This window comes from Pseudoalteromonas sp. S2893 (assembly GCF_005887105.1).
Taxonomy (GTDB): Bacteria; Pseudomonadota; Gammaproteobacteria; order Enterobacterales; family Alteromonadaceae; genus Pseudoalteromonas; species Pseudoalteromonas atlantica.
Map to the genome: position 1 here is coordinate 1 of NZ_PNCY01000041.1, position 21,813 is coordinate 21,813.

Below are 21,813 nucleotides of genomic sequence, written 5' to 3' on the forward strand. Positions count from 1 at the left end.
GTTTTTTCCGTTCTGGGATTTGATAACTAGCCTTTTCGTAGCCAAACGCCTCAGAGAAGTAAAACAGCTCGAAGGCGAGCCGGGCCAACGATAGTGTAGCATTTGCTATGTGACTCTCTACCGCTGTGGGCACCACGACATTGCCAGGCTCCAAATACAAGAAAGCCCGACTCGAAAGAGCCGGGCTTTTTTATGTCCGCAGAAAAGTGAAATACATGTCTTTACGTAATATCACCACCTCCGTAGCGTGGGTTGAGTATCACGAAACCCGCGGATAAGGCTCGCCTCACCAATCACAACCTATTTTACATATAGCTAAGTAGCTGTTTGTTTCTGTTTTAAGCTTTAAGATAAACAATATTTATTCAACATAGCTAGATTACAAATATAATTTTGCTTTGTTACTGGCTTTGATTTAGGATCAAAATAGTTTAAAACCAAGAACTAATAGCCAGTGTATAGATTATTAATTAGTGCCATATCATTTATATTTTGTTTCTCTGTATCGGCAGTTGAAGTAACTGATCTTTATCAAGATATATTAAAAGTCGATGATAAAAGTCGAGACACGCGTTTAGCCGCTAGCCGCAAAGCATTACTCAATGTATTAGTAAAGGTAAGCGGGGATGAATCTGCTGATCAAAATAAGCTTGCTCAGCAACGCACCAAAAACATTTCTGATTACATGCTCAAGTTTGAATACGACGAAAAAGCAAATGGACAGCTTAATCTAGTTGTTAAATTTGAAGCGCGTAAAATAAATGAATTAATTAAAGAATTAAATTTACCTCTTTGGGGCGTCCAGCGCCCATTAGTTGCTATTTGGTTAGGTATTGAAGATAACTGGCGTAGAGAACTTGTTACACAAGAAAGCTATCCTCAGTTAGAGCAGCTTATATATGACAAAGCCGGTCGACGTGGTTTACCCGTTGTAGTGCCGCTATTAGATTTACAAGACAGACGTTTAGTTGGCATTCCTGAAGTATGGGGTAATTTTTCAGAGCCTGTTGAAGAGGCCTCGCGCCGTTATAGTGCAGAGCGAAGCATCACAGCAAGAATGTATCAAGAACCCGACAGCGAAACCTGGATTTTAGACTGGCGTTTTACTAATGACGATTTATTTGATTCGAACCGTCTTGAAGGTGATAAACAACAAATAGTAGGCCAGATGATAGACAGCTTAGCGTTGGGGTTAGCCAATGAATACGCTATCGACCCTAACGCGTATTATGAACAGGCTGCGGCTACGCTCACCTTAAAAGGCACTCAAAGCTTTGTCGATATTGAACTTGCAAAGCGTCGTCTACAAAGTTTGAGTGTAGTGACGCAAGCAACAATAATGCGCAAAACCCCAGAATTTGTTGAGTTTAAGCTTAACCACACCGGCAGTGTGGGCGATCTTAAAAAAGGCCTTGGCCTTGATAGTGCCTTTAGAGATTATGTTGACCCTCGCGCATTTTACCATGTTGTAGACAAAAACAGTCTTGAGTATCAGTGGGTCGGTGAGTAATGCTAAGTGCTGAGCCAATGCAAATGGCACTACCAGTTACCTTACCTGACGATGAAACATTTGCTTCTTATTTTGGTGGGGAAGACTCTTTAGAGGTAAACCACCTTAAAGCGAGCTTTTCAAAGCTTGCCAACAAATTTCAGTACACTTATTTGTGCGGCTTAGGTGATTCTGGTAAATCCCACTTATTGTACGCAACCTGCATACAAGCCCAAGAGCGTGGGTTGTCAAACATGCTGTTGTCTATGCGTGAAGTTATCGACTTTGGCCCTATGGTGTTAGATGGTTTAGAAGCACTTGACGTATTATGTATTGATGATGTGCACTTAGTCGCTGGCAATGACGCATGGGAAAAAGCCCTTTTTAACTTTTTTAATCGCTTTAACGAGCCCGGAAAAATGTTAGTGGTTACGGCCGATTTGCTCCCTGACATGCTTAATATCACCTTGCCTGACTTAGAGTCTCGGCTAAAGTGGGGAACCACCTTCCAAATTCGATCAATGAGTGATGATGATAAAGCACAAGCACTGGTTAAGCGAGCGCATATGCGTGGGCTTGAACTAAGTGATGAATGCGCGCGCTTTTTATTGACTCGCTTGAGTCGTGACATGCGTGCTTTATTAGACGTATTAGACAAATTAGATCACGCATCAATGGCCGCACAACGAAAATTAACAATTCCCTTCATAAAATCAACGTTAAAGCTGTAGTAGGTCTAGAATCTAGACCCTGCTTTCAGTTATCATTAGTCAACAAAATTGTAATCACCTTCTGTGAAAGATCAGGTATCGAATGAACTTAGAAAATATTTTAGCGCAAGCACTTGAGGCAGTTGCCAGTGCCAGTGAAATCGCGCAACTAGAAGAGATCAGGGTTAATTACCTTGGTAAAAAAGGCGAAATCACAAGCTTACTTAAAACACTGGGTAAAATTGCTCCTGAAGAACGCAAAGAAGCAGGCCAAGTAATTAACCAAGCTAAGCAAGATGTACAAGCTGCCATTAACGAAAAGCGTGAGCTTTTAGCAAGTAAAGCGCTTGAAGAAAAGCTAGCAGCTGAAACAATCGATGTAACTTTACCAGGGCGCGTAATGCCCACGGGTGGCCTTCATCCGGTAACACGCACAATCGAGCGTATAGAAAGCTTTTTTGGCGAGCTAGGTTTTGCTGTTAAATCAGGCCCAGAAGTAGAAGATGATTTTCATAACTTTGATGCGCTAAATATTCCTGAGCATCACCCAGCGCGTGCTGATCACGATACCTTTTATTTTAACCCTAAGTTAGTACTGCGCACCCAAACAAGTGGTGTGCAAATTCGTACTATGGAAACAGAGCAACCGCCACTGCGAATTATTTCGCCAGGTCGAGTATATCGTAACGACTACGACCAAACGCATACTCCGATGTTTCATCAGGTAGAAGGTTTAATGGTTGATACTGATGTAAGCTTCACAGAGCTTAAGGGTATTTTACACGACTTCTTACGTAACTTTTTTGAAGAAGACATGGAAATTCGTTTCCGTCCTTCATTCTTCCCATTTACAGAGCCTTCAGCTGAAGTAGATGTTATGGGTAAAGACGGCAAATGGCTTGAAGTATTAGGTTGTGGCATGGTTCACCCTAACGTACTTAAGTCAGTAGGTATTGACCCAGAAAAATACACCGGTTTTGCTTTTGGTATGGGCGTAGAGCGCTTAACCATGCTGCGCTATGGCGTAAACGACTTACGTGCATTTTTTGAAAATGACTTAAAATTCCTAAACCAGTTCCGTTAAGAGTGAAAATATAAAATGAAATTTAGTGAAAAGTGGTTAAGAGAGTGGGTAAATCCTGCTATTGATACGCAAGCTCTTTCGGAACAGCTTTCTATGGCTGGCCTTGAGGTTGATGCAGTTAAGAGCGCAGCAGCGGATTTTAACGGCGTAGTGGTTGGTGAAGTTGTTGAGTGCGCACAGCACCCAGATGCAGATAAACTTCGCGTTACTAAAATCAATGTAGGTGGCGATGAGCTACTTGATATTGTGTGTGGTGCGCCAAATTGTCGCCAAGGCATTAAAGTAGCTGTTGCAACAGTGGGCGCTGTTTTACCGGGCGACTTTAAAATTAAAAAAGCCAAATTACGCGGTCAGCCATCACACGGTATGCTGTGTGCCTTTGTTGAGCTAGGTATTAGCGAAGAAGGCGACGGCATCATGGAACTGCCAAGCGATGCGCCAATTGGTACAGACCTGCGCGAATACTTAGGCCTTGATGACAACATAATTGATGTGGACTTAACGCCAAACCGTGGTGATTGCTTAGGTATAAAAGGTCTTGCACGCGAAGTAGGTGTATTAAACAGCATTGATGTAAACGAGCTACAAATTCCAGCTGTTAGCGGCACTATTGACGATGAAGTATCTATCGAGCTTGTTAATGCTGACGCGTGTCCGCGTTACTTAGGGCGTGTATTCAAAGGCATTAGCCTTGATGCAGAAACACCGCTTTGGATGGTTGAAAAGCTTCGCCGTAGTGGTATTCGCTCAATTGACCCTGTTGTTGATGTTACTAACTATGTATTACTAGAACTTGGCCACCCAATGCATGCATTTGATTTAAATGCAATTGAAGGCGGCATCAAGGTTCGCAGCGCCAATGCAGGCGAAGAGTTAGTATTGCTTGATGGTAATACTGCAAAACTGAACGAATCAACACTTGTGATAGCCGATCATAATAAAGCACTTGCGATTGCCGGTATTTTTGGCGGTGAGCAATCAGGTGTAACAGAAAAAACGTCTGATATTTTATTAGAAAGCGCGTTTTTTAACCCAGTCGCAATTGCAGGTCAAGCCCGCAGTTACGGCTTACATACCGATGCATCACACCGCTATGAGCGTGGCGTAGATTTTACCCTGCAACACGATGCAATGGAGCGCGCAACTGCTTTATTACTTGATATTGTTGGCGGTGAAGCAGGCCCTGTTGTAGAAGCTGTGGCTGCTGATAAACTGCCAAAAGTGACAGAAGTACGCCTACGTCGTGCGCGTTTAGACCGTGTAATTGGTCATCATATTGACGATGCGAAAGTGACTGATATTCTGACTCGTTTAGGGTTAGACGTTAAGTTTGAAAACGACAGCTGGAGCGCTGATATTCCAAGCTACCGCTTCGATATTCGTATTGAAGAAGACTTAATTGAAGAAGTTGCTCGTGTTTATGGTTACAACAGTATTCCAAATGTTGCGCCAACCGCAAAGTTAAAAATGACTACACATGACGAGTCAACAATTGCGCTAAGTAAGTTTCGCAATACGTTAGTGACACGTGGCTACCAAGAAGCAATTACGTACAGCTTTGTAGACCCTAAAGCACAAGCTATTATACATCCACAAAGTAATCCGCTTATACTGCCGCACCCAATTTCAATTGAAATGTCGGCTATGCGTGTAAGCTTAATGCCAGGGCTTTTAGCATCGGTTGCGTATAATCAAAACCGTCAACAACCACGTATTCGTTTATTTGAGCATGGTCTTAAATTTATCAGCGACGACAGCGCAGAAAATGGCCTGCAGCAAGTCCCTGTCATTGGCGGTGTGATCACTGGCCTTGCACACGGCGAGCATTGGGTTGAGCAAAAACGCAACGTTGATTTTTACGACCTAAAAGGTGATGTTGAAGCCTTATTAGCAATCACCAACGATACAAGCCGTTTTGAAATTAAAGCAGAACAGTCAGACGGTTTACACCCAGGCCAATCAGCAGTTATTTATGTTGAAGGTAAAAAGGTAGGATTTTTTGGTGCTCTTCATCCTCAAGTGCAAAAATCGTTAGATATCAATAACGCAACTTTTGTATTTGAAATAGAAATGTCTGCAATAGAAAAAAGAAATTTACCGCAAGCTGTAGGGGTTTCAAAATTCCCTTCAAATCGCCGCGACATCGCGATTTTAGTGGCTGACAGCGTTAATTCAGGTGATATTTTAAGCACAATAGAAAAAGTTGGCGGAAATCAATTGGTTGACCTAAACTTATTCGATGTGTATAAGGGCAAAGGTATTGAGCCAAATTATAAGAGTTTGGCGATTGCTCTAACACTGCAGGCGGTTGATAGAACACTCGAAGAGAAAGATATCAATCTGGTAGTTGATAACGTGGTGGCCACATTGGCCGAAAAGTTTAATGCATCGTTGAGGGACTAGATATGGCGCTTACTAAAGCCGACATAGCTGAACACCTATTTGAAAAGCTCGGGATCAATAAAAAAGATGCCAAAGATTTAGTTGAAGCGTTTTTTGAAGAAATCCGCTCAGCGCTTGAAAAAGGCGAGCAGGTTAAGCTCTCTGGATTTGGTAACTTTGATCTTCGTGATAAAAAAGAAAGACCAGGCCGTAACCCGAAAACAGGAGAAGACATTCCTATTTCGGCGCGCCGCGTGGTGACCTTTAGACCAGGTCAAAAGCTTAAAACCCGTGTAGAAGTGGGAACAAGCAAAGCAAAATAAAAAAGGGCAGCGTAAGCTGCCTTTTTTATTTAAAAAACCATCTGGCATCATGTTTTTAAACACATTTATTGCCAGGGGGGTTTGCTTACCTAAAATTCTCGCGGCGATACAAACTCACCGTTTTGTATTTGTTCATACGTTTGTTGAGCAAGGGCATCGAGCGCATCTAAATTTTTACCATCGCTCATCAGTTGGTGCTCAATTGGTAGTAAATCTATATTCTCAATGCCAGCGCTTTGCGCCACTTTCGAAAAAATGTAAGCGTGCTTATATTTATCATGTTTATAAAACAAGCTGATTAACGAGGTATACACTTCAGGATTTGGCTGTTGGCCTTGTTTATTTAACTCAAGCGTTTTATATAGCAAATCAATTGTTTTTTCATCGTCAAATTTAATGTAATAAGAGGCTAGATAAAACTGCATTTCTGCACTGTTGGTTACGCTTTCATCATTTTCCATTGCAAGTAAACGAGTCAGCGCACTTTGCTCATTGTTACGTGACCAATGATAGTAAAGCAAACCTGGGTGGTTAGTGTTTTTTGTGTCTTGATAAAGTCGGGTCATCTCTTTAATGCTAGTAAGCTGACCTTCAATACGCGATGTTGTTTTAGACTTTAGTTTAATATGTTCTATTTTTGCGGCTAAAGTAATACATTGATTATACGACTCAAACCCCTTAAGCAATTGGTATTTGTTTTCATCTGTGGGTTTTTTATATTCTATATAGCGTTTTAAAATAACCTCAGAGCGCTCATTTTTACAATGGCTATCTTTATTTAAATCACTACAAAAGCCAGGTGTTTCTTTACATACCTGAGCGAGAGTCAGTGGTTCTTCGCATCCTGTTAACGCTAGCATTGATAGTATTGCGCTTGCTCTTAAAACCATCCCTTAACCTCAAATGAATATATACATTACTATTCTAGCGCAATCATTTGTGCGCTAACAGTAGAGAATAACTTTAGATTAACTTAGAATAGCCCTGCCTGAAGTGCATTACTCTCAAAATCTAATGCATTTTTAAAGGCTATCCGTTCAAAATGATTAAATTAGGTAAATAAAATGACCTCATCTCACGAATTAGAATATACAAATAGTTGGCAAGAACGCCAAGATTACGCTGAAAGCATGCAACCTATCATTGGTAAGCTTTATCGTAACCGTGGCATAGAAATCGCTGTATATGGCCGTCCTCTCGTTAATGCCAGTACTATCGATATTATCAAATCACACAAAACTGTAGCGCAATTTGAAGGCACTAAATTACGTTTACGCGAAAGCTTTCCGTTTTTAGAAGCCATTAGTAAAATGGAGCTAAACTCAGCACGTATTGATATTGGTAAACTTGCTTATAGCTATTTGTACAGCGATGCTGCTAATGGCCGCACAGTTGATGAATTTGTTAAAGACGAATTAGCCGAAATTGCAGACTCACCAGCCAAAGAGCCGCGTGATGTTGTATTGTATGGCTTTGGTCGTATAGGGCGTTTGTTAGCACGTTTACTAATCGAAAAATCAGGCCCATATGCCGACTTACGTTTACGCGCAATTGTGGTACGTGGCGGTAAAGAAGGCGACCTTGAGAAACGTGCAAGCTTACTGCGTCGCGATTCAATTCATGGTCCATTTAATGGCTCAATCACAATTGACACGCAGCGTAATGCAATTAAAGCGAATGGCAGCTACATCCAAGTGATTTATGCTAACTCGCCAAGTGAAGTTGATTACACCGCTTACGGTATCGAAAATGCACTCGTAGTTGATAACACTGGTATTTGGAAAGGCGAAGCAGGCCTTGGCCAGCACTTAGAGTCTAAAGGGGCTGCAAAAGTACTATTAACAGCACCGGCTAAAGGCAACATTAAAAACATTGTTTATGGTGTAAATAACCAAGACATTAAGCCTGAAGATAAAATCGTGTGTGCAGCAAGCTGTACCACCAATGCGATTACGCCAACGCTTAAAGCATTAAACGATAAGTTTGGTATTAATAACGGCCACGTAGAAACCGTACACTCTTATACAAACGATCAAAACCTTATTGATAACTACCACAAAGCAGAGCGTCGTGGACGTGCTGCTGCACTTAATATGGTAATTACCGAAACAGGCGCAGCTAAAGCGGTATCTAAAGCGCTTCCTGAGCTTGAAGGTAAGCTAACAGGTAATGCGATTCGTGTGCCTACACCTAATGTGTCGCTTGCTATATTAAACTTAAACCTTAATAGCAGCACATCTGTTGAAGAGCTAAATGCGTTTTTACGCGAAACAGCACTGCATTCAGAGCTGCGCGACCAAATTGACTACACCGCATCAACCGAAATCGTATCTACCGATTTAGTCGGTAGCCGCTACGCAGGTGTTGTAGACTCGCAAGCAACCATTGTTGAAGGTAACCGCGTTGTTTTATACGTATGGTACGACAATGAATTTGGCTACAGCTGCCAAGTAGTTCGTTGTATGCGTGATATGGCTGAAGTTGCTTTCCCAAGCTTACCTCGCTAATTTAAACGCAATTATACTAAGCCAGCTTTTTTGCTGGCTTTTTTAGTCGCGTTATATTTTTAAAGTGCACCCTGTGTGGTAGGCTTTAATTATTGAAATGCTTATTTGATTTCATTCAATAATGCATTTTACTATTTAACCTGCAATCTGCTTGAGATAACTTAATTATCCACAGTACAGGTTTTTAAATAGTGTCAGTTCTGCACTTTTAGGCCGCTCTTTTTTTGTAATTTAGTGACCCAAAATAGAGTCAATTTAATCCAAAGTAACAACGTGCCTAACAAAGCAGATAAACTTATTCTACCTTAAGGTTTTTTCATGAAAATCAGCAGCAATTTTGATAGTGGTAACATAAAGGTTATCGAAGCCAACGATCCGTTAAATATTCAATTAGAGATAAACAACGATCACCAGTCTGAATTTTACCAGTGGTTTCACTTTCGTCTAGAAACAACGCCTTATCAACTGCATAAGTTAAACATTAATAATTTAGAAAACTCTGCCTACCCAGATGGATGGGAAGGCTACCAAGCTGTTGCCTCATACGACCGTCAAACATGGTTCCGTGTGCCTTCAAATTACGAAAATGGCACGCTAACCTTTGAACTAGAGCCTGAATGCCCCAGTGTATATTTTGCTTACTTTGCGCCATATAGCTACGACCGTCATTTAGATTTATTAGCCTGGGCGCAAAGCGAAGAGCTTTGCCAATTACAAACATTAGGTGAAACACTTGATGGCCGTGATATGAGCGTGCTTAAAATTGGTCAGCCTAGTGAAGATAAAAAAACAATCTGGATCACAGCGCGCCAACACCCAGGTGAAACTATGGCAGAATGGTTTGTAGAAGGGCTATTACACAAACTACTAGATGATGAAGACCCGCATGCCGCTGCTCTTTTATCAAAAGCTGTATTTTATGTAGTACCAAACATGAACCCAGATGGCAGCGTACGTGGTCACCTTCGTACTAACGCAAAAGGCGTTAACTTAAACCGTGAATGGCAAACGCCTAGCATGGAAAATAGCCCAGAAGTGTATTTAGTACTGAATAAAATGCGCGAAACTGGCCTCGATATGCATTTAGATATACACGGTGATGAAGCTATTCCTTATAATTTTGTGGCAGGCAGTGAAGGTATTCCAAGCTACGATGATCGCTTAAAAGACTTAGAAGATAGCTTTAAAGCAGCGCTACTTACTATAACGCCAGAGTTTCAAGATGAGCACGGTTACGATAAAGACGAGCCGGGCAAAGCTAATTTAACAGTTGGCTCATCTGCAACGGCAGAAGAATTTAAAGCACTTACTTACACAATTGAGATGCCTTTTAAAGACAATAACGACTTACCAGACCCAGATTATGGCTGGTCAGACCGCCGCTCGTATCAATTTGGTCAAGATACTTTAGCGGCAATCGTAAATGTCGTTGATAAATTAAGATAAATTAGTATAAGGTAAGGGCAACATTAAAATGTTGCCCTTTTTTATTACAAAATTAACAAATAATAAAAGTGCGCAATAGCTTAGTTATCGTATTACCTAGCTCTGAGTAAGTAATAAACAATCAACAGTCTCAAATAAAATAATAAGAGGTATTTAGCGTGGATGCATTCGGACAACTTTTAGATAGCCTAGATGGCATGTTAGGGGGCGCAGTTTGGTTTCCCTATGTGCTGCTAGGGGTCGGTCTATTTTTTACTATTTATTTAAAGTTCCCACAAATTCGTTATTTCAAACATGCGTGTAAAGTAGTTACAGGTAAATTTGATAAAAAAGGCACCGAGGGTGACACAACTCATTTTCAGGCACTGGCTACTGCGCTCTCTGGTACGGTAGGTACAGGTAACATTGGTGGGGTAGCCTTGGCTATTTCTATTGGTGGCCCCGCGGCATTATTTTGGATGTGGATGACGGCATTTTTTGGTATGACCACCAAATTTGTAGAAGTTACGCTTTCGCATAAATACCGCGAAAAAACCCAAGATGGCACCATGGCGGGTGGCCCTATGTATTACATGGATAAACGCCTAAACATGAAGTGGCTTGCTATTTTGTTTGCTGTTGCCACTGTAATTAGCTCTTTTGGTACGGGCAGTTTGCCACAAATTAACAACATAGCGCAGGGTATGGAAGCCACATTTGGTTTTGCACCTATGGCAACCGGTGCTGTGTTATCTATTTTACTTGCGTTGGTTATTTTAGGTGGTATTCGTCGTATTGCTGCTATTACATCACGAGTTGTGCCCATTATGGCCGTGATTTATATCATAGGTGCGTTAGGTGTTATTTTTTATAACATTGAAAACATCGGCCCTTCGTTTGCGTCAATATTTGTTGATGCATTTACAGGCTCTGCTGCAGCCGGTGGCTTTTTAGGTGCCTCTTTTGCGTATGCATTTAACAGAGGTGTAAACCGTGGCTTGTTCTCAAATGAGGCCGGTCAAGGTTCTGCACCCATTGCCCACGCATCGGCAAAAGCGGATGAACCCGTGTCTGAAGGCATGGTGTCAATTTTAGAGCCGTTTATCGATACCATTATTATTTGTACATTAACAGGCTTAGTTATTTTATCGTCGGGTGTGTGGAATGAAAAATTCGAAACACATTTTGAACGATCGTCAATGAGCATTATTAAAGGTGACTATTCAGAAACCAACGAAGCGCAGCGCCAAGAGCTATACAATTACCTAAACGGTAATGATAGCAAGGTAGAGCTATTCAACGGCAACATTGATGTAGTTAATGGCGAGCCAACAAGTAATGGCTTTACCGTATTACATTCACGCTCAATTGGTGAAGACATACGTTTTGGTATTACCGACAAACATAAGTACACAGGTATTGTTGAAGTTAAAAACGGCATGCCAACCGACGACAGCATTAGTTTAATAGGTAAATCGTTAGTGCACTCAGCAGAGCTGACAACCAAAGCGTTTACCCGAGGCTTTTTTGGCGATAGCGGCCAATACATAGTATCGATAGGCTTATTGTTATTCGCGTTTTCTACTGCCATTGCGTGGTCGTACTACGGTGACCGTGCCATGATTTACTTACTTGGTAATCGCTCAGTTATGCCGTATCGCGTATTTTATGTTGCTGCGTTCTTTTGGGCTTCGTTTGCCGATACCACTTTAGTATGGAAATTAGCAGCCGTTGCAATTGTCGTTATGACCTTGCCTAACTTATTTGGCATTATGTTATTGCGCAAAGAAATGAAACAATCCGTAGATGACTACTGGGTTAAATTCAAAAAAGACAACGAGCAATAAAACAAGTACAATAAAAGGCGCCGCAAGGCGCTTTTTTTATGCGTAGTATGGAGAGTAGTATGGCGATTATTCATTGCCCCAAATGTGCAAAATCAATTTCAGATAAACATCAGCAGTGTCCGCATTGCAATAGTAACATTGGCGCGCTTAACTCTGAGCAGGTACAACAGCTTCAGCGCGAACAGCGAATTAAAAAACAGCAAATGTTTATGAACCATTCTTTCTTGGCGCTCATACTATTTTTAGGTGGCTTTTTTTGCTTATACTTTTTACAACCCGCAAAAGAAACCCTGCAATGGTACGCGTATACAGTAGCGATTGGTGTTGGCTGTATTTGGTACTTAGTAAACCGCGTTATTTTAGTGACTCTAAAAAAGAAAAGATGACATGAATATTGACAACCTTGTACAAAATATAACCCCAGAATTATTTGAGCGTTTACAGTACGGTGCTTCAACCGGTAAATGGCCCGATGGCACGCCGCTCTCTGATGAGCAAAAGCAACAAACGGTGCAACTTGTTATGCTTTACCAAGCTAAAATAGCGCAATCGAACGAGCAATTTACCATTGGCGCTAATGGCGAAATGATCCAAAAGACAAAAGCACAACTACAAAAAGAATTTAAATCAGAAAACGAAATAGCTAGGTTTAGTGAACATGATCTTTAAACACCTTTTTACACCTAAGTGGAAACACCCAAAGCAGCAAGTTCGTCTAGACGCAATTGAAAAACTTGATGTAGAGCGCGACGCATCAATTTTAAGCACATTAGCGCTGGAAGATAACTCAGCCGAAATACGCCGCAAAGCATTACAAAAAGTAAATAACTTACCACTGTGGTGGAAAGCCTATAAACAAGATCACGCGCTAAAAGATGTAGCCGAAATACAAATTTCAAACGCAGTGTTAAACAACGAAAGCGCACTGAGCACGCAAATTAAAAGTGAGTATATAGACCGTTTTGCACCGGTTAAAACACTGGAAAAGCTCGCCTTTGCAGAGAAAGAACTGCAAGTACGCGTTAAACTTTTAAAGCGCTTAGCAAATCCTAAATTAATTGAAAAAGCGTTTAAAGAGGGCAGCGAAGAGCTTCAAAGCCAACTTGTAGAGCTCGTTATAACGCATCAACTTATTAAACCATTAGTAAAGCATGCTAAAGGCGATGCTAAGCAGCAGCTTGAGCAACACATTGAAAATGAACGCTTAGCGATTGAAATGCCCGCTCAGGTAGAGAGCGCAACACGCGTTATTTTAGCTAAGCTAAACGCCCTGCGAGATAAAAACGATTACGCCATAGTAAACCCACAAGCCGGCGAATTAATGGCGCAGTGGCAAGCACTTGAGCTTAAATGGTTAAGCGAAGAGCACGTTAAAGAGCTAGATAAAAAATACATCAGCATTACTGATAAACTCGATGCGCATATTGCTACGTTAAAAGCTCAGCACGAGCAACAACAGCAGCGTTTAGCCGAGCAGCAACGTCAATTATTAGCCCTGGCAACACTTGAGGCATTGAGCGAAGAAATAGAAAACGCGTTGCAATTAGGCTTAGAAACCCCAGAGCAAATTCAGCAAGATTGGTTAGAGGCCAAAGTAGCGCAAGCTAAGCAAACGTTAACCGATGCCCAACACGGCGATAACGCACAAACTAAGCAAGTTATTACAAAGCTTGAAAAACTATTCAATCAGGTGGCTAAACTACCAGAGCTTAGTAGCGCAATTGCACAGTATAAAATTGCTTTTGAACAGCTTAAAGAAATTGAGCCTGCGCAGCAGTTAGCTGATTACGATGATGTTTTAACTCGTTTTAATAACGCATTTAAACAAACTCGTAGCCATTTAAATGTGGTTGATGGGGCATTGCAGCAAAACTTTAAATCGCAATTAAATACGCATAAAAAGCAGTTTTTAGCGCAAATGAGTGAGCTGACAAAACCGCTTGAAAAAAACCAAAGCACAGCCAAACGTAAAGCACGCGATGTAAAACGCCTTATTGAGCAAGGCCGCTTTAATGTTGCTTTTGGTGTATTTAAAGGCTTTGAAGAGTTGTTTGATAAGTTAACACCGCAATTTCAGCAGCCACTAGTAAACTTAAAAGCCGATTTAGAAGCACAACTTGCAGAAGCAAAAGATTGGCAAAAATACGCAGCCGCGCCAAAACGCGAAGCCTTACTTGAAGAAGTGGCAGGTTTAGTCGACCAACCGTGTGACGACCCACAACAGCGTGCAGAGCAAGTTAAAGCCTTTCGTAAGCGTTGGAACGAGCTTGGCCGTTTAGATACAGAGCAAGAAAAGCAACAAGGTGAGCAGTTTGATAGCAACATAGAGCTGTTGTTTGCACCGTGTCGTAGTTACTTTGCCGAGCAAGAAGTGGCGCGCGAAGCTGCAAAAGCCCAGCGTGAAGTACTGATAAACGATATGCAAGCACTAAGCGAGCAAGACACCGCTATTGAAAGCTTTGATTGGAAGCAGTTTGAAAGCCAATACAACCGTTTAAATAAAGCGTGGCGTAGCGTGGGTAAAGTTGACCCTAAAACATACCGCGTATTAAACGAAAGCTTTAAAACACAGCAGCAGAGCGTACTTGCTATATTAAACGCGTACCATAAAGGCAATGCAGCACAAAAAAATGCCTTAGTGGAGCGCGCCTCAGCGCTTTCGCAAAGTGAAGATTTAGCTGCAGCATGCCAAGAGTTAAAGCAATTACAACAGCAATGGCAAAGTATAGGTTTTGCAGGTTTAAAAGCCGAAAATGCGCTGTGGCAAAAGTTTCGCCAGTATAACGATGAAACCTTTAGCAAACGTAGCAGTGAGTTTGAGCAGCAAAAGCTGGCTCAAAACGAAACAGATAAACAAGCTGCAATAGAACTGGCTGAGCTAGAAAGTGCCCTTGAGCAAGTTAATCAAAAAGCCCAATTGCATGACCTAGAAACCAAAGTAAAAGGCTACGCACAATATAAATCGCTTGCGTCAAAAGTGGCAGCATTATTAAGTGCTATTGACGAAAAGCTAGCTTTACTTACAAGCCAAGCGCAGCATGCGCAATTTGAAGCGCTGATCACTGCACTTGAAAACAACGATGTAGTGCCGAGCCAATTTCAAGCTCCGTTAGCGACGTCGCTTAGTAGTGAACAACTTATTACAAGAATGGAAATTCTTGCCAATGTAAGCTCGCAAAATGCAGCGCTTAGAATGGCAGAGCAAGTCGCCATGCTTGATGATAAACACCGTGGTGAGCATGCTGATTTAAACTATTATTTAAAGCAGCTATTAGCGCTCAGTAAGGGTTCAGTTGAGCCTGACACACTAGCTAAAATTAAAACTATTTTTACAGCATAATATGTAATTAACTTGTATTAAATACAGGTATTGCATAATAAAAGCCGCTGTTTAAGCGGCTTTTTTATAATTACAACGAGGATAAAGGTTAGCATGAGAATTTTATTACTGTTTTTAACCACACTATTTTTAAGCGCATGTAATTCTACACAAGGCGTGTCTGTTTACTCATTTACCAGCTCAGAAGTAGAAAGTGTGCTAGGTAAACAGTTGCCTAAGTTAAGCGAAAAGGTGAGCTTAATGGGGCTGCCAGTGCAGTTTGATGTAAACGATTTAAGTGTAAATATTGGTCCAGATAACCGTGATGTAGTAGTACTTGGTGCAGACTCAAGTGCAGAAATAAATGCATTTGCACTAAAATACCCAGTACGCTTAAAGCTGCAAATTGAAGGTAGCCCGTTTTACGACAGTGAAAAAAAAGCCGTGTTTTTACGCAATGTTAAACTACTAGATTCGAGTGTGGATGCAGGTGGCTTTAAAGGTAATTTAGCGGCGCTTGATAATGAAGCGATGGAAGTAATTAATGCTTTTTTAGCCCTCAACCCTGTTTATACGTTAAATATGGATGACCCTAAAATGATGCTGCTAAGCAAATTACCCCTTGATATGAAAGTGGTTGAAGGGGCAATTAAATTAGTACCGCGCCTTTAATGTACAGCACACTGCTTGCGATAGTTTTATTACCAAAACGTTTGGTTAATTAGATCGAGCCCAGTAAAATATACGTATTAATTAGCCTGTTTCTCAGGCTAATTAGGTTTTTACAATGGCAGCTTCGCGCAGCATACCTACCTCAAGACTCTCTCGATTTGCAAAGCTTGGCTCCTTAGCCGGTGGTGTTGCAACCAACATGCTTATAGATGGCACTAAAAGTGCGCTCTCGGGTAATGGTTGGAATAATAAAGCTTTACTCTTACAACCTAAAAACATAGAAAAACTAGCTGTTCAGCTAGCACACCTTCGTGGTGCTGCCATGAAACTAGGGCAATTACTGTCTATGGATGCTGGCGAGCTATTAAGTCCTGAACTTACTCAATTACTCGCATTGCTTCGCGCTGATGCAAACCCAATGCCGCACAATCAATTAGTTAAGGTACTTAAAAGTGAATGGGGTGAAAACTGGCTTAATCGTTTTTCGCATATTGAACTTAGGCCATTTGCAGCGGCGTCTATTGGCCAAGTGCACTTAGCTTATCAAGAAAATGGTGAAAAGCTGGCGGTAAAAATTCAATACCCAGGTATAGCGCAAAGTGTACATAGCGATGTAGACAATGTTATTGCACTATTAAACATTGCGCGGTTAATCCCTAAAGAGCTTGATATACAGCCACTAATAAATGAGGCTAAAGCGCAGCTACTTGCCGAGGCTGATTATGAACGCGAGGCACATTACCTTAACAGATACGGTGAGTTGCTAAGCCAGCACGTTAATTTTAAAGTGCCTAAAGTATATGGCGTTCACAACACTAAACGCATTTTGGCAATGGAGTATGTGCAAGCAACGCCTATAGAAGCGCTTAGTAATTTACCTCAAGGTGAGCAAAATAACATTGCAGCTAGGCTCATAGATTTATTTTTTAAAGAAATGTTTGAGTTAAAGCTAATTCAAACCGATCCTAACTTTGCTAATTTTCATTATCAGACCCAGAGTAAGCAAATTGTGTTATTTGACTTTGGGGCAACCCGAGAGATCTCGAATAAGTTGAGCAAGGCTTACCTGTCACTATTTATTGCTGGCACTGAAAACAATAGGGCGGGCGTGTTAAGCGCAGCACTAGAAATAGGTTATTTTAAAGATACCCTACTAGATTCTTACAAAAGCCATGTTATTGATTTGTTTTTAATGGCGTGTGAGCCGCTAAGAACCGCTGGCGAGTTTGATTTTAAAAACAGTCCCTTAGCAACGAATATTAAAAATGCAGGGCTAGAGCTGAGCGCACAGTCGCAGCAATGGCATACACCGCCCGTTGATGCGTTGTTTATTCATCGTAAGCTAGCTGGGCTTTATTTAATTGCGGCAAAGTTAAATGCAAAAATAGATATTAACGCTTTATTTAAGCCTTATATTAAAGGCCACTTTATTTAACTGTTTAGCGCGTCACTTTATGGCATAATAATCGTGATATTTCGCGAGGATGATGCAATGATAAAACAATTTTTAAATGACCCCAAACTTTTACTTAATGCGGTAGGAGAGGGCATTTACGGCTTTGATTTATCGGGCAATGCGGTGTTTGTTAACCCAGCCGCTGAACGTATGACTGGCTGGAAAGCCCAAGAATTGTTAGGCAAAAAAATACATCAGTATCATCATCACAGCCACGCCGACGGCTCTCCTTATCCAGCCGATGAATGCCAAATATATTGCACCATGTTTGATGGCAAACGCCGCGAGGTTAAAAACGAAGTATTCTGGCGTAAAGACGGCACCTCGTTTGCAGTAGAATACACATCAACCCCCGTTTACAGGCAAGGTGAGTTAATTGGTGCGGTCGCGGTATTTCGCGATATATCGGCGCAGCAGCAAACTCAAAACGAGCTTAAGCAAGCGCTTGAGCAAGTTAAGCATTTAAGTGAGCAGCTGCAAGATGAAAATAACTACCTAATTGCAGAGCTTAACGAAGACTGGCAAGACTCAGGTTTAGTTGGCCAAAGCCATGTTTTTCAAGCTATGTTGGCGCAAATTAAACTCGTTAGCGAAACCGACAGCACAGTATTAATTTTAGGTGAAAATGGAACGGGCAAAGAGCTGGTGGCGCGTAACTTACACCGGTTAAGTAAACGCAGTAATCAAGCTTTTATAAAAGTGAACTGCGCAGCGTTTACGCCAAGCTTGTTAGAGTCTGAATTATTTGGTCACGAGCGCGGTGCGTTTACCGGTGCAAACGAGCGACGTAAAGGTCGCTTTGAGCTGGCCGACAAAGGCACACTGTTTTTAGACGAAGTTGCTGAGCTGCCATTAGAAGCGCAAAGTAAATTGCTAAGGGTATTACAAGAGCAAGAGTTTGAACGGGTTGGCGGTAGTACTACGCTTAAGGTAAATATTAGAGTATTGGCGGCAACCAATCGCGACTTATGGCAAATGGTGCAAAAAGGCACCTTTCGAATTGATTTATATTACCGCCTTAATGTGTTTCCTATTAAAGTGCCAGCGCTTAAAGAGCGCAAAGAAGACATTCCTTATTTATGCACCAATTTAATTACTCAACTTAATAAACGCTTAGCAAAGCAAATAAAAGGGGTGAGTAAAAAAGCGATTAGCCAACTACAAGCTTATGATTGGCCTGGTAATATTCGCGAGTTACAAAACGTACTAGAGCGCGAAGCTATTTTAACTAAACATACTGTCCTTAAACTGAGTCAGCCATTGCATGGCGATGCAAGCACAGCTGTAAATACATCACTTACGCTTGCAGAGGCGCAAAAACAGCACATTATTGCGGTGCTTGAATTATCACAGTGGCAAATATCTGGCGATAAAGGCGCGGCTTGCAAATTAGGCCTGCCCGAGAGCACTTTGCGCTCAAAAATGCGCAAACTAGGAATAAGCAAAAATACGTGATATATCGCGCTATTCGTTAAATATCGCGAATAAATTTTATTGATGATTTATAAATGTATTTAATATCAATTGGTTAGTTAAACTTTCAGCTTGGTCTGAAAGTTGCAAATGTAGCATTAATACCGTCACTATTAAGTAGCTACTATGAAGTTTGATATTAAAGAAGAAGATATGATCATCAAGCCCTATAACACACCAGGGCCTATTTATATTCGTGAGCAAAAAGGCTTTTACCAACAAATACGCCGTAACCTTGGTTGGTTACTTATGCTTATGTTTATTGCCATTCCTTGGATTCAATACAAAGGTGAGCAAGCCGTACTGCTTGATGTAGCCACGCAAAAGTTTACTATTTTTGGCTTAACCTTGCTTCCGCAAGACTTTATGATTTTAGCGCTGCTATTTATGGTAGGCGCGTTTGCTTTGTTTTTTGTCACGAATTGGCTTGGCCGCGTGTGGTGTGGTTATACCTGCCCCCAAACAATCTGGATGTTAATGTTTAGTTGGGTTGAGCAACGTATAGAAGGTACTCGTAATCAGCGTATAAAGTTAGATAAATCGCCATGGAGTGCATTAAAGTGGCGTAAAAAAATAACAAAACATGCTGCGTGGCTTGTTATATCGCTGCTTACTGCAACGTCGTTTATGGCGTATTTTATACCCGCTAAAAGTTTATACCTTGAAATGTTTACCTTACAGTGGTCGGGCATTACCAGCTTTTGGGTGTTTTTATTTGCATTTTGTACTTATGGAAATGCCGGCTTTTTACGCGAAAAAATGTGTAACGTGGCGTGTCCGTATTCTCGCTTTCAATCGGTGATGTTTGATAAAGATACATTGGTAGTGAGCTACGATGCAAAGCGCGGTGAAAACAGAGGCCCTCGCAAACGCAAAGCTGATCCTAAAGCCCTTAATTTAGGCGACTGCGTTGATTGTAATTTATGTGTAGAGGTATGCCCCGCGGGCATAGATATTCGTAACGGTTTGCAATACGAGTGTATAAATTGTGGCTTATGTATTGATGCCTGTGACGACACTATGGATAAATTTGGCTATCAAAAAGGGTTAATTAAATATGCCAGCGAAAAACAGCTAGAAGGTAAAAAAACCAATCCATTTAGGCTTAAATTAGTGGGGTATGGTGTATTAACAGGGGTATTACTTATTTCTATGGTTGCGTGGGTATTACAACGTACGCCGATAGAGGCATCGGTACTGCGCGACAGAAACGCATTATACCGTGTAAATTATGAAGGCTTGGTAGAAAACCCATACACACTCACTATTATCAATAAAACCCAGCAGCCATTGCACTACGGCGTAGCCATTGAAGGCCTACCTGTGGCCACACTTAGTGCGCCAAGCTCTATTTTGGTATTGCCAGGAGTGATGAAAAAAATTCCGGTTACAGTCACCGCCGATGGCTACGACCTAGCAACAAAAGTGACCCCAGTTAGCTTTGTGATTACCGCCGTAGAAAACCCTGATATAGCGATTACTAAAACAAGCCAGTTTTATAAAAACTAGCAATGGCTTGGGCTAAAATTAGCTCACGCCATTATTTAATTGCGATGAAATAAAACGTTTTGCAGCATCTAGGTTATCAAATAAACATTGGTTAAAATCTACATCGCGTTTAGCGTTTTGCATTATTCGCTGCATTTGGCTTATAGCAATAGGGGAGGTGAGGACAAATGCACTTATCAAGCAGTTAGTGTGCTGCATATGTGTGCTTATGGCGACCATTTCTTGCTCTGCATCGGGCGTAGCGGCAAGTACACACGATGAGTCGCTTATGTAACCCCATTGCTTACCTTCAAATTCGGCCACTGTATCAAAAAGGGCAGTTTTAAAGTTGGCCAATAGCTCTAGGTCTAAATTTCCGCTAAATTGGGCAATAATTATATTGCCCTCAACGGATAAAGTTACCTCGGCATGCTTATTTTTATACTTCATCGTAGGTTCCTAATTTAAATTAGTTTATAACTTATACCAATTTGCTTAATTAAGTTAGCTATCTTGAGGCTAGAAAAACGTGTTGATAGCTTGTCAAAAAATCCGCTATTTAGTTGTTCTTGGCAATTGCTCCTGCATTGCTCTACCTTCTGCATCCATGCAGTTGTAAATGAAAGTTTTTTAACGTAGGTAGCGACACGTTTAGCCCCGAAAAATGATTAAGTATTATTGCACATGGGTATTTAAAGCCCCTAAAGTGACTTTAAATAATCTAACGCGCCGGTAATAACAGCAACTTGCGCTTGAGTACACTGCTCATCTGAGGCACTTGGGCTATCTGGGTATACTTCGGTTGTCGTTACATAAGGGGCATTGGTAAAGCCCATGCATAACCCCAATTCGCGTGCGGCGTAATTTATAACGCCAAATTGCTCCTGCGGTACACCAATTAATTGATTGTTTTCGTCACTGGGGGCAATGTGCGTTACCTTCTCAACACTATTTAAAATGGCTTTTTGAAAATCAGGTGCTGGTTTTTTGCTATCAGCCACTAAATAAAAACCATCTGGTATGTTCCAGTTGGTGTTAATTTTACCATCGCGCGCCGCCAAAGCGGGTCTAAATTCACTGTTGTCTGTGTCTGTGGTTTCGTGCAGATCAATATGCGCAACTAACTCAGTGTTTAGCGATGCTACATATTTCATAATAGCTGCAGATTCTTGGGCAGGGCTGTTATCGTAAAAAGAGCGATTTGGATCAATAGCTTCTGGGTTCCAGCGGTTTATGGTTTCAAAACCCCACGGGCTAATACAAGGCGCAATAATAAAGTTAAAACGCGTTGTATAAGGTGCAACAGCGGTTTGAGCAAATGCCAGCGCACCCATAACGCCACTTGTTTCGTAGCCGTGCACACCCCCAGTAATTAACACGGTAGGGCGATCACTTTGCCAATTTTTACTTTTAAATAAATAAAGTGCAAAGCTAAGCGGCGAATAATTTAGCTCGCCGTACTGCTCAACATCTAAAAACTCATTAGGCTGGGTAATTTTACTTACTACGAGCTGGTTATAATCGCGCTTTTTTTGTTGAAGTTGTAACCATGCTGCTTTATCACTGTCGTTCCATGGTTTATTAGGGGTACCAATTGGGTATAAAGTGTCGCTCATTGTGTGCCTTTAACTTGTCGCT

The 21,813-nt window shown here is 41.3% G+C and carries 18 protein-coding genes; 15 read left to right on the top strand and 3 right to left on the bottom strand.

The genetic code is table 11. The features are described 5' to 3' along the window. Positions 1-454 precede the first annotated feature (454 nt). The 5 genes from CWC04_RS16410 to ihfA all read left to right on the top strand — a co-directional run bounded on the left by CWC04_RS16410 (position 455) and on the right by ihfA (position 5,988). Entirely contained in the window at positions 455-1,510 is a 1,056-nt protein-coding gene (locus CWC04_RS16410) for a DUF2066 domain-containing protein (RefSeq protein ID WP_024032198.1), read from the top strand. Beyond that, entirely contained in the window at positions 1,510-2,220 is a 711-nt protein-coding gene (hda, locus tag CWC04_RS16415; protein ID WP_004587231.1) for a DnaA regulatory inactivator Hda, read from the top strand. Before CWC04_RS16410 ends, hda begins: the two co-directional genes overlap by 1 nt. A gap of 82 nt (positions 2,221-2,302) precedes the next feature. After that, positions 2,303-3,283: a phenylalanine--tRNA ligase subunit alpha gene (gene pheS / locus CWC04_RS16420; protein WP_054983635.1), complete on the top strand. Its 981-nt coding sequence runs from the start codon at positions 2,303-2,305 to the stop codon at positions 3,281-3,283. 15 nt (positions 3,284-3,298) lie between these two features. Continuing rightward, positions 3,299-5,686 carry a phenylalanine--tRNA ligase subunit beta gene (gene pheT, locus CWC04_RS16425; RefSeq protein ID WP_138685918.1) on the top strand — a complete coding sequence of 796 codons (2,388 nt, stop codon included), beginning with the start codon at positions 3,299-3,301 and terminating at the stop codon, positions 5,684-5,686. Between the two features lie 2 nt (positions 5,687-5,688). Further along, positions 5,689-5,988, top strand: a complete 300-nt coding sequence (gene ihfA / locus CWC04_RS16430) for an integration host factor subunit alpha (protein WP_002960690.1) — start codon at positions 5,689-5,691, stop codon at positions 5,986-5,988. A gap of 89 nt (positions 5,989-6,077) precedes the next feature. Here ihfA and CWC04_RS16435 read toward each other — a convergent pair whose 3' ends face one another. Continuing rightward, positions 6,078-6,878, bottom strand: a complete 801-nt coding sequence (locus CWC04_RS16435; protein ID WP_138685919.1) for a DUF2989 domain-containing protein — start codon at positions 6,876-6,878, stop codon at positions 6,078-6,080. A 174-nt stretch (positions 6,879-7,052) separates the two neighbouring features. On the opposite strand from CWC04_RS16435, the gene CWC04_RS16440 reads away from it, so the two are divergent. The 10 genes from CWC04_RS16440 to ccoG all read left to right on the top strand — a co-directional run bounded on the left by CWC04_RS16440 (position 7,053) and on the right by ccoG (position 20,196). After that, positions 7,053-8,495, top strand: a complete 1,443-nt coding sequence (locus CWC04_RS16440) for a glyceraldehyde-3-phosphate dehydrogenase (RefSeq protein ID WP_138685920.1) — start codon at positions 7,053-7,055, stop codon at positions 8,493-8,495. Between the two features lie 318 nt (positions 8,496-8,813). Continuing rightward, positions 8,814-9,941 (top strand): M14 family metallopeptidase, encoded by a 1,128-nt coding sequence (locus CWC04_RS16445; protein ID WP_004587236.1) that lies wholly within the window; start codon positions 8,814-8,816, stop codon positions 9,939-9,941. 158 nt (positions 9,942-10,099) lie between these two features. Then, positions 10,100-11,767 carry an alanine/glycine:cation symporter family protein gene (locus CWC04_RS16450; RefSeq protein WP_004587237.1) on the top strand — a complete coding sequence of 556 codons (1,668 nt, stop codon included), beginning with the start codon at positions 10,100-10,102 and terminating at the stop codon, positions 11,765-11,767. Between the two features lie 59 nt (positions 11,768-11,826). Continuing rightward, on the top strand, positions 11,827-12,153 hold the full coding sequence (locus CWC04_RS16455; protein ID WP_004587238.1) for a hypothetical protein: 327 nt from the start codon (positions 11,827-11,829) through the stop codon (positions 12,151-12,153). Between the two features lies 1 nt (position 12,154). Beyond that, positions 12,155-12,436 carry a YeaC family protein gene (locus CWC04_RS16460; protein ID WP_004587239.1) on the top strand — a complete coding sequence of 94 codons (282 nt, stop codon included), beginning with the start codon at positions 12,155-12,157 and terminating at the stop codon, positions 12,434-12,436. After that, entirely contained in the window at positions 12,426-15,107 is a 2,682-nt protein-coding gene (locus CWC04_RS16465) for a DUF349 domain-containing protein (RefSeq protein WP_138685921.1), read from the top strand. Before CWC04_RS16460 ends, CWC04_RS16465 begins: the two co-directional genes overlap by 11 nt. A 93-nt stretch (positions 15,108-15,200) precedes the next feature. Beyond that, a complete protein-coding gene (locus CWC04_RS16470) occupies positions 15,201-15,758 on the top strand; it encodes a YceB family lipoprotein (protein WP_004587241.1) in 558 nt (185 codons plus the stop codon). Between the two features lie 115 nt (positions 15,759-15,873). After that, positions 15,874-17,193: an ABC1 kinase family protein gene (locus CWC04_RS16475; RefSeq protein WP_138685922.1), complete on the top strand. Its 1,320-nt coding sequence runs from the start codon at positions 15,874-15,876 to the stop codon at positions 17,191-17,193. 57 nt (positions 17,194-17,250) lie between these two features. Then, positions 17,251-18,669 carry a sigma-54 interaction domain-containing protein gene (locus CWC04_RS16480; RefSeq protein WP_024032193.1) on the top strand — a complete coding sequence of 473 codons (1,419 nt, stop codon included), beginning with the start codon at positions 17,251-17,253 and terminating at the stop codon, positions 18,667-18,669. A 144-nt stretch (positions 18,670-18,813) separates the two neighbouring features. Next, positions 18,814-20,196 (top strand): cytochrome c oxidase accessory protein CcoG, encoded by a 1,383-nt coding sequence (gene ccoG / locus CWC04_RS16485; protein WP_138685923.1) that lies wholly within the window; start codon positions 18,814-18,816, stop codon positions 20,194-20,196. Positions 20,197-20,214: 18 nt separating this feature from the next. Here ccoG and CWC04_RS16490 read toward each other — a convergent pair whose 3' ends face one another. Both CWC04_RS16490 and CWC04_RS16495 read right to left on the bottom strand, forming a co-directional pair. Continuing rightward, positions 20,215-20,625 (bottom strand): hypothetical protein, encoded by a 411-nt coding sequence (locus CWC04_RS16490; protein WP_029773379.1) that lies wholly within the window; start codon positions 20,623-20,625, stop codon positions 20,215-20,217. 251 nt (positions 20,626-20,876) lie between these two features. Further along, positions 20,877-21,791, bottom strand: a complete 915-nt coding sequence (locus CWC04_RS16495; protein ID WP_138685924.1) for a M14 family metallopeptidase — start codon at positions 21,789-21,791, stop codon at positions 20,877-20,879. Between the last annotated feature and the right edge of the window lie 22 nt (positions 21,792-21,813).

Coding starts and splice junctions, on each gene's coding strand:
- hda (WP_004587231.1), top strand. CDS start 1,510: ATGCTAAGTGCTGAGCCAATGCAAATGGCACTACCAGTTACCTTACCT.
- pheS (WP_054983635.1), top strand. CDS start 2,303: ATGAACTTAGAAAATATTTTAGCGCAAGCACTTGAGGCAGTTGCCAGT.
- pheT (WP_138685918.1), top strand. CDS start 3,299: ATGAAATTTAGTGAAAAGTGGTTAAGAGAGTGGGTAAATCCTGCTATT.
- ihfA (WP_002960690.1), top strand. CDS start 5,689: ATGGCGCTTACTAAAGCCGACATAGCTGAACACCTATTTGAAAAGCTC.
- CWC04_RS16435 (WP_138685919.1), bottom strand. CDS start 6,878: ATGGTTTTAAGAGCAAGCGCAATACTATCAATGCTAGCGTTAACAGGA.
- CWC04_RS16440 (WP_138685920.1), top strand. CDS start 7,053: ATGACCTCATCTCACGAATTAGAATATACAAATAGTTGGCAAGAACGC.
- CWC04_RS16445 (WP_004587236.1), top strand. CDS start 8,814: ATGAAAATCAGCAGCAATTTTGATAGTGGTAACATAAAGGTTATCGAA.
- CWC04_RS16455 (WP_004587238.1), top strand. CDS start 11,827: ATGGCGATTATTCATTGCCCCAAATGTGCAAAATCAATTTCAGATAAA.
- CWC04_RS16460 (WP_004587239.1), top strand. CDS start 12,155: ATGAATATTGACAACCTTGTACAAAATATAACCCCAGAATTATTTGAG.
- CWC04_RS16465 (WP_138685921.1), top strand. CDS start 12,426: ATGATCTTTAAACACCTTTTTACACCTAAGTGGAAACACCCAAAGCAG.
- CWC04_RS16470 (WP_004587241.1), top strand. CDS start 15,201: ATGAGAATTTTATTACTGTTTTTAACCACACTATTTTTAAGCGCATGT.
- CWC04_RS16475 (WP_138685922.1), top strand. CDS start 15,874: ATGGCAGCTTCGCGCAGCATACCTACCTCAAGACTCTCTCGATTTGCA.
- CWC04_RS16480 (WP_024032193.1), top strand. CDS start 17,251: ATGATAAAACAATTTTTAAATGACCCCAAACTTTTACTTAATGCGGTA.
- ccoG (WP_138685923.1), top strand. CDS start 18,814: ATGAAGTTTGATATTAAAGAAGAAGATATGATCATCAAGCCCTATAAC.
- CWC04_RS16490 (WP_029773379.1), bottom strand. CDS start 20,625: ATGAAGTATAAAAATAAGCATGCCGAGGTAACTTTATCCGTTGAGGGC.
- CWC04_RS16495 (WP_138685924.1), bottom strand. CDS start 21,791: ATGAGCGACACTTTATACCCAATTGGTACCCCTAATAAACCATGGAAC.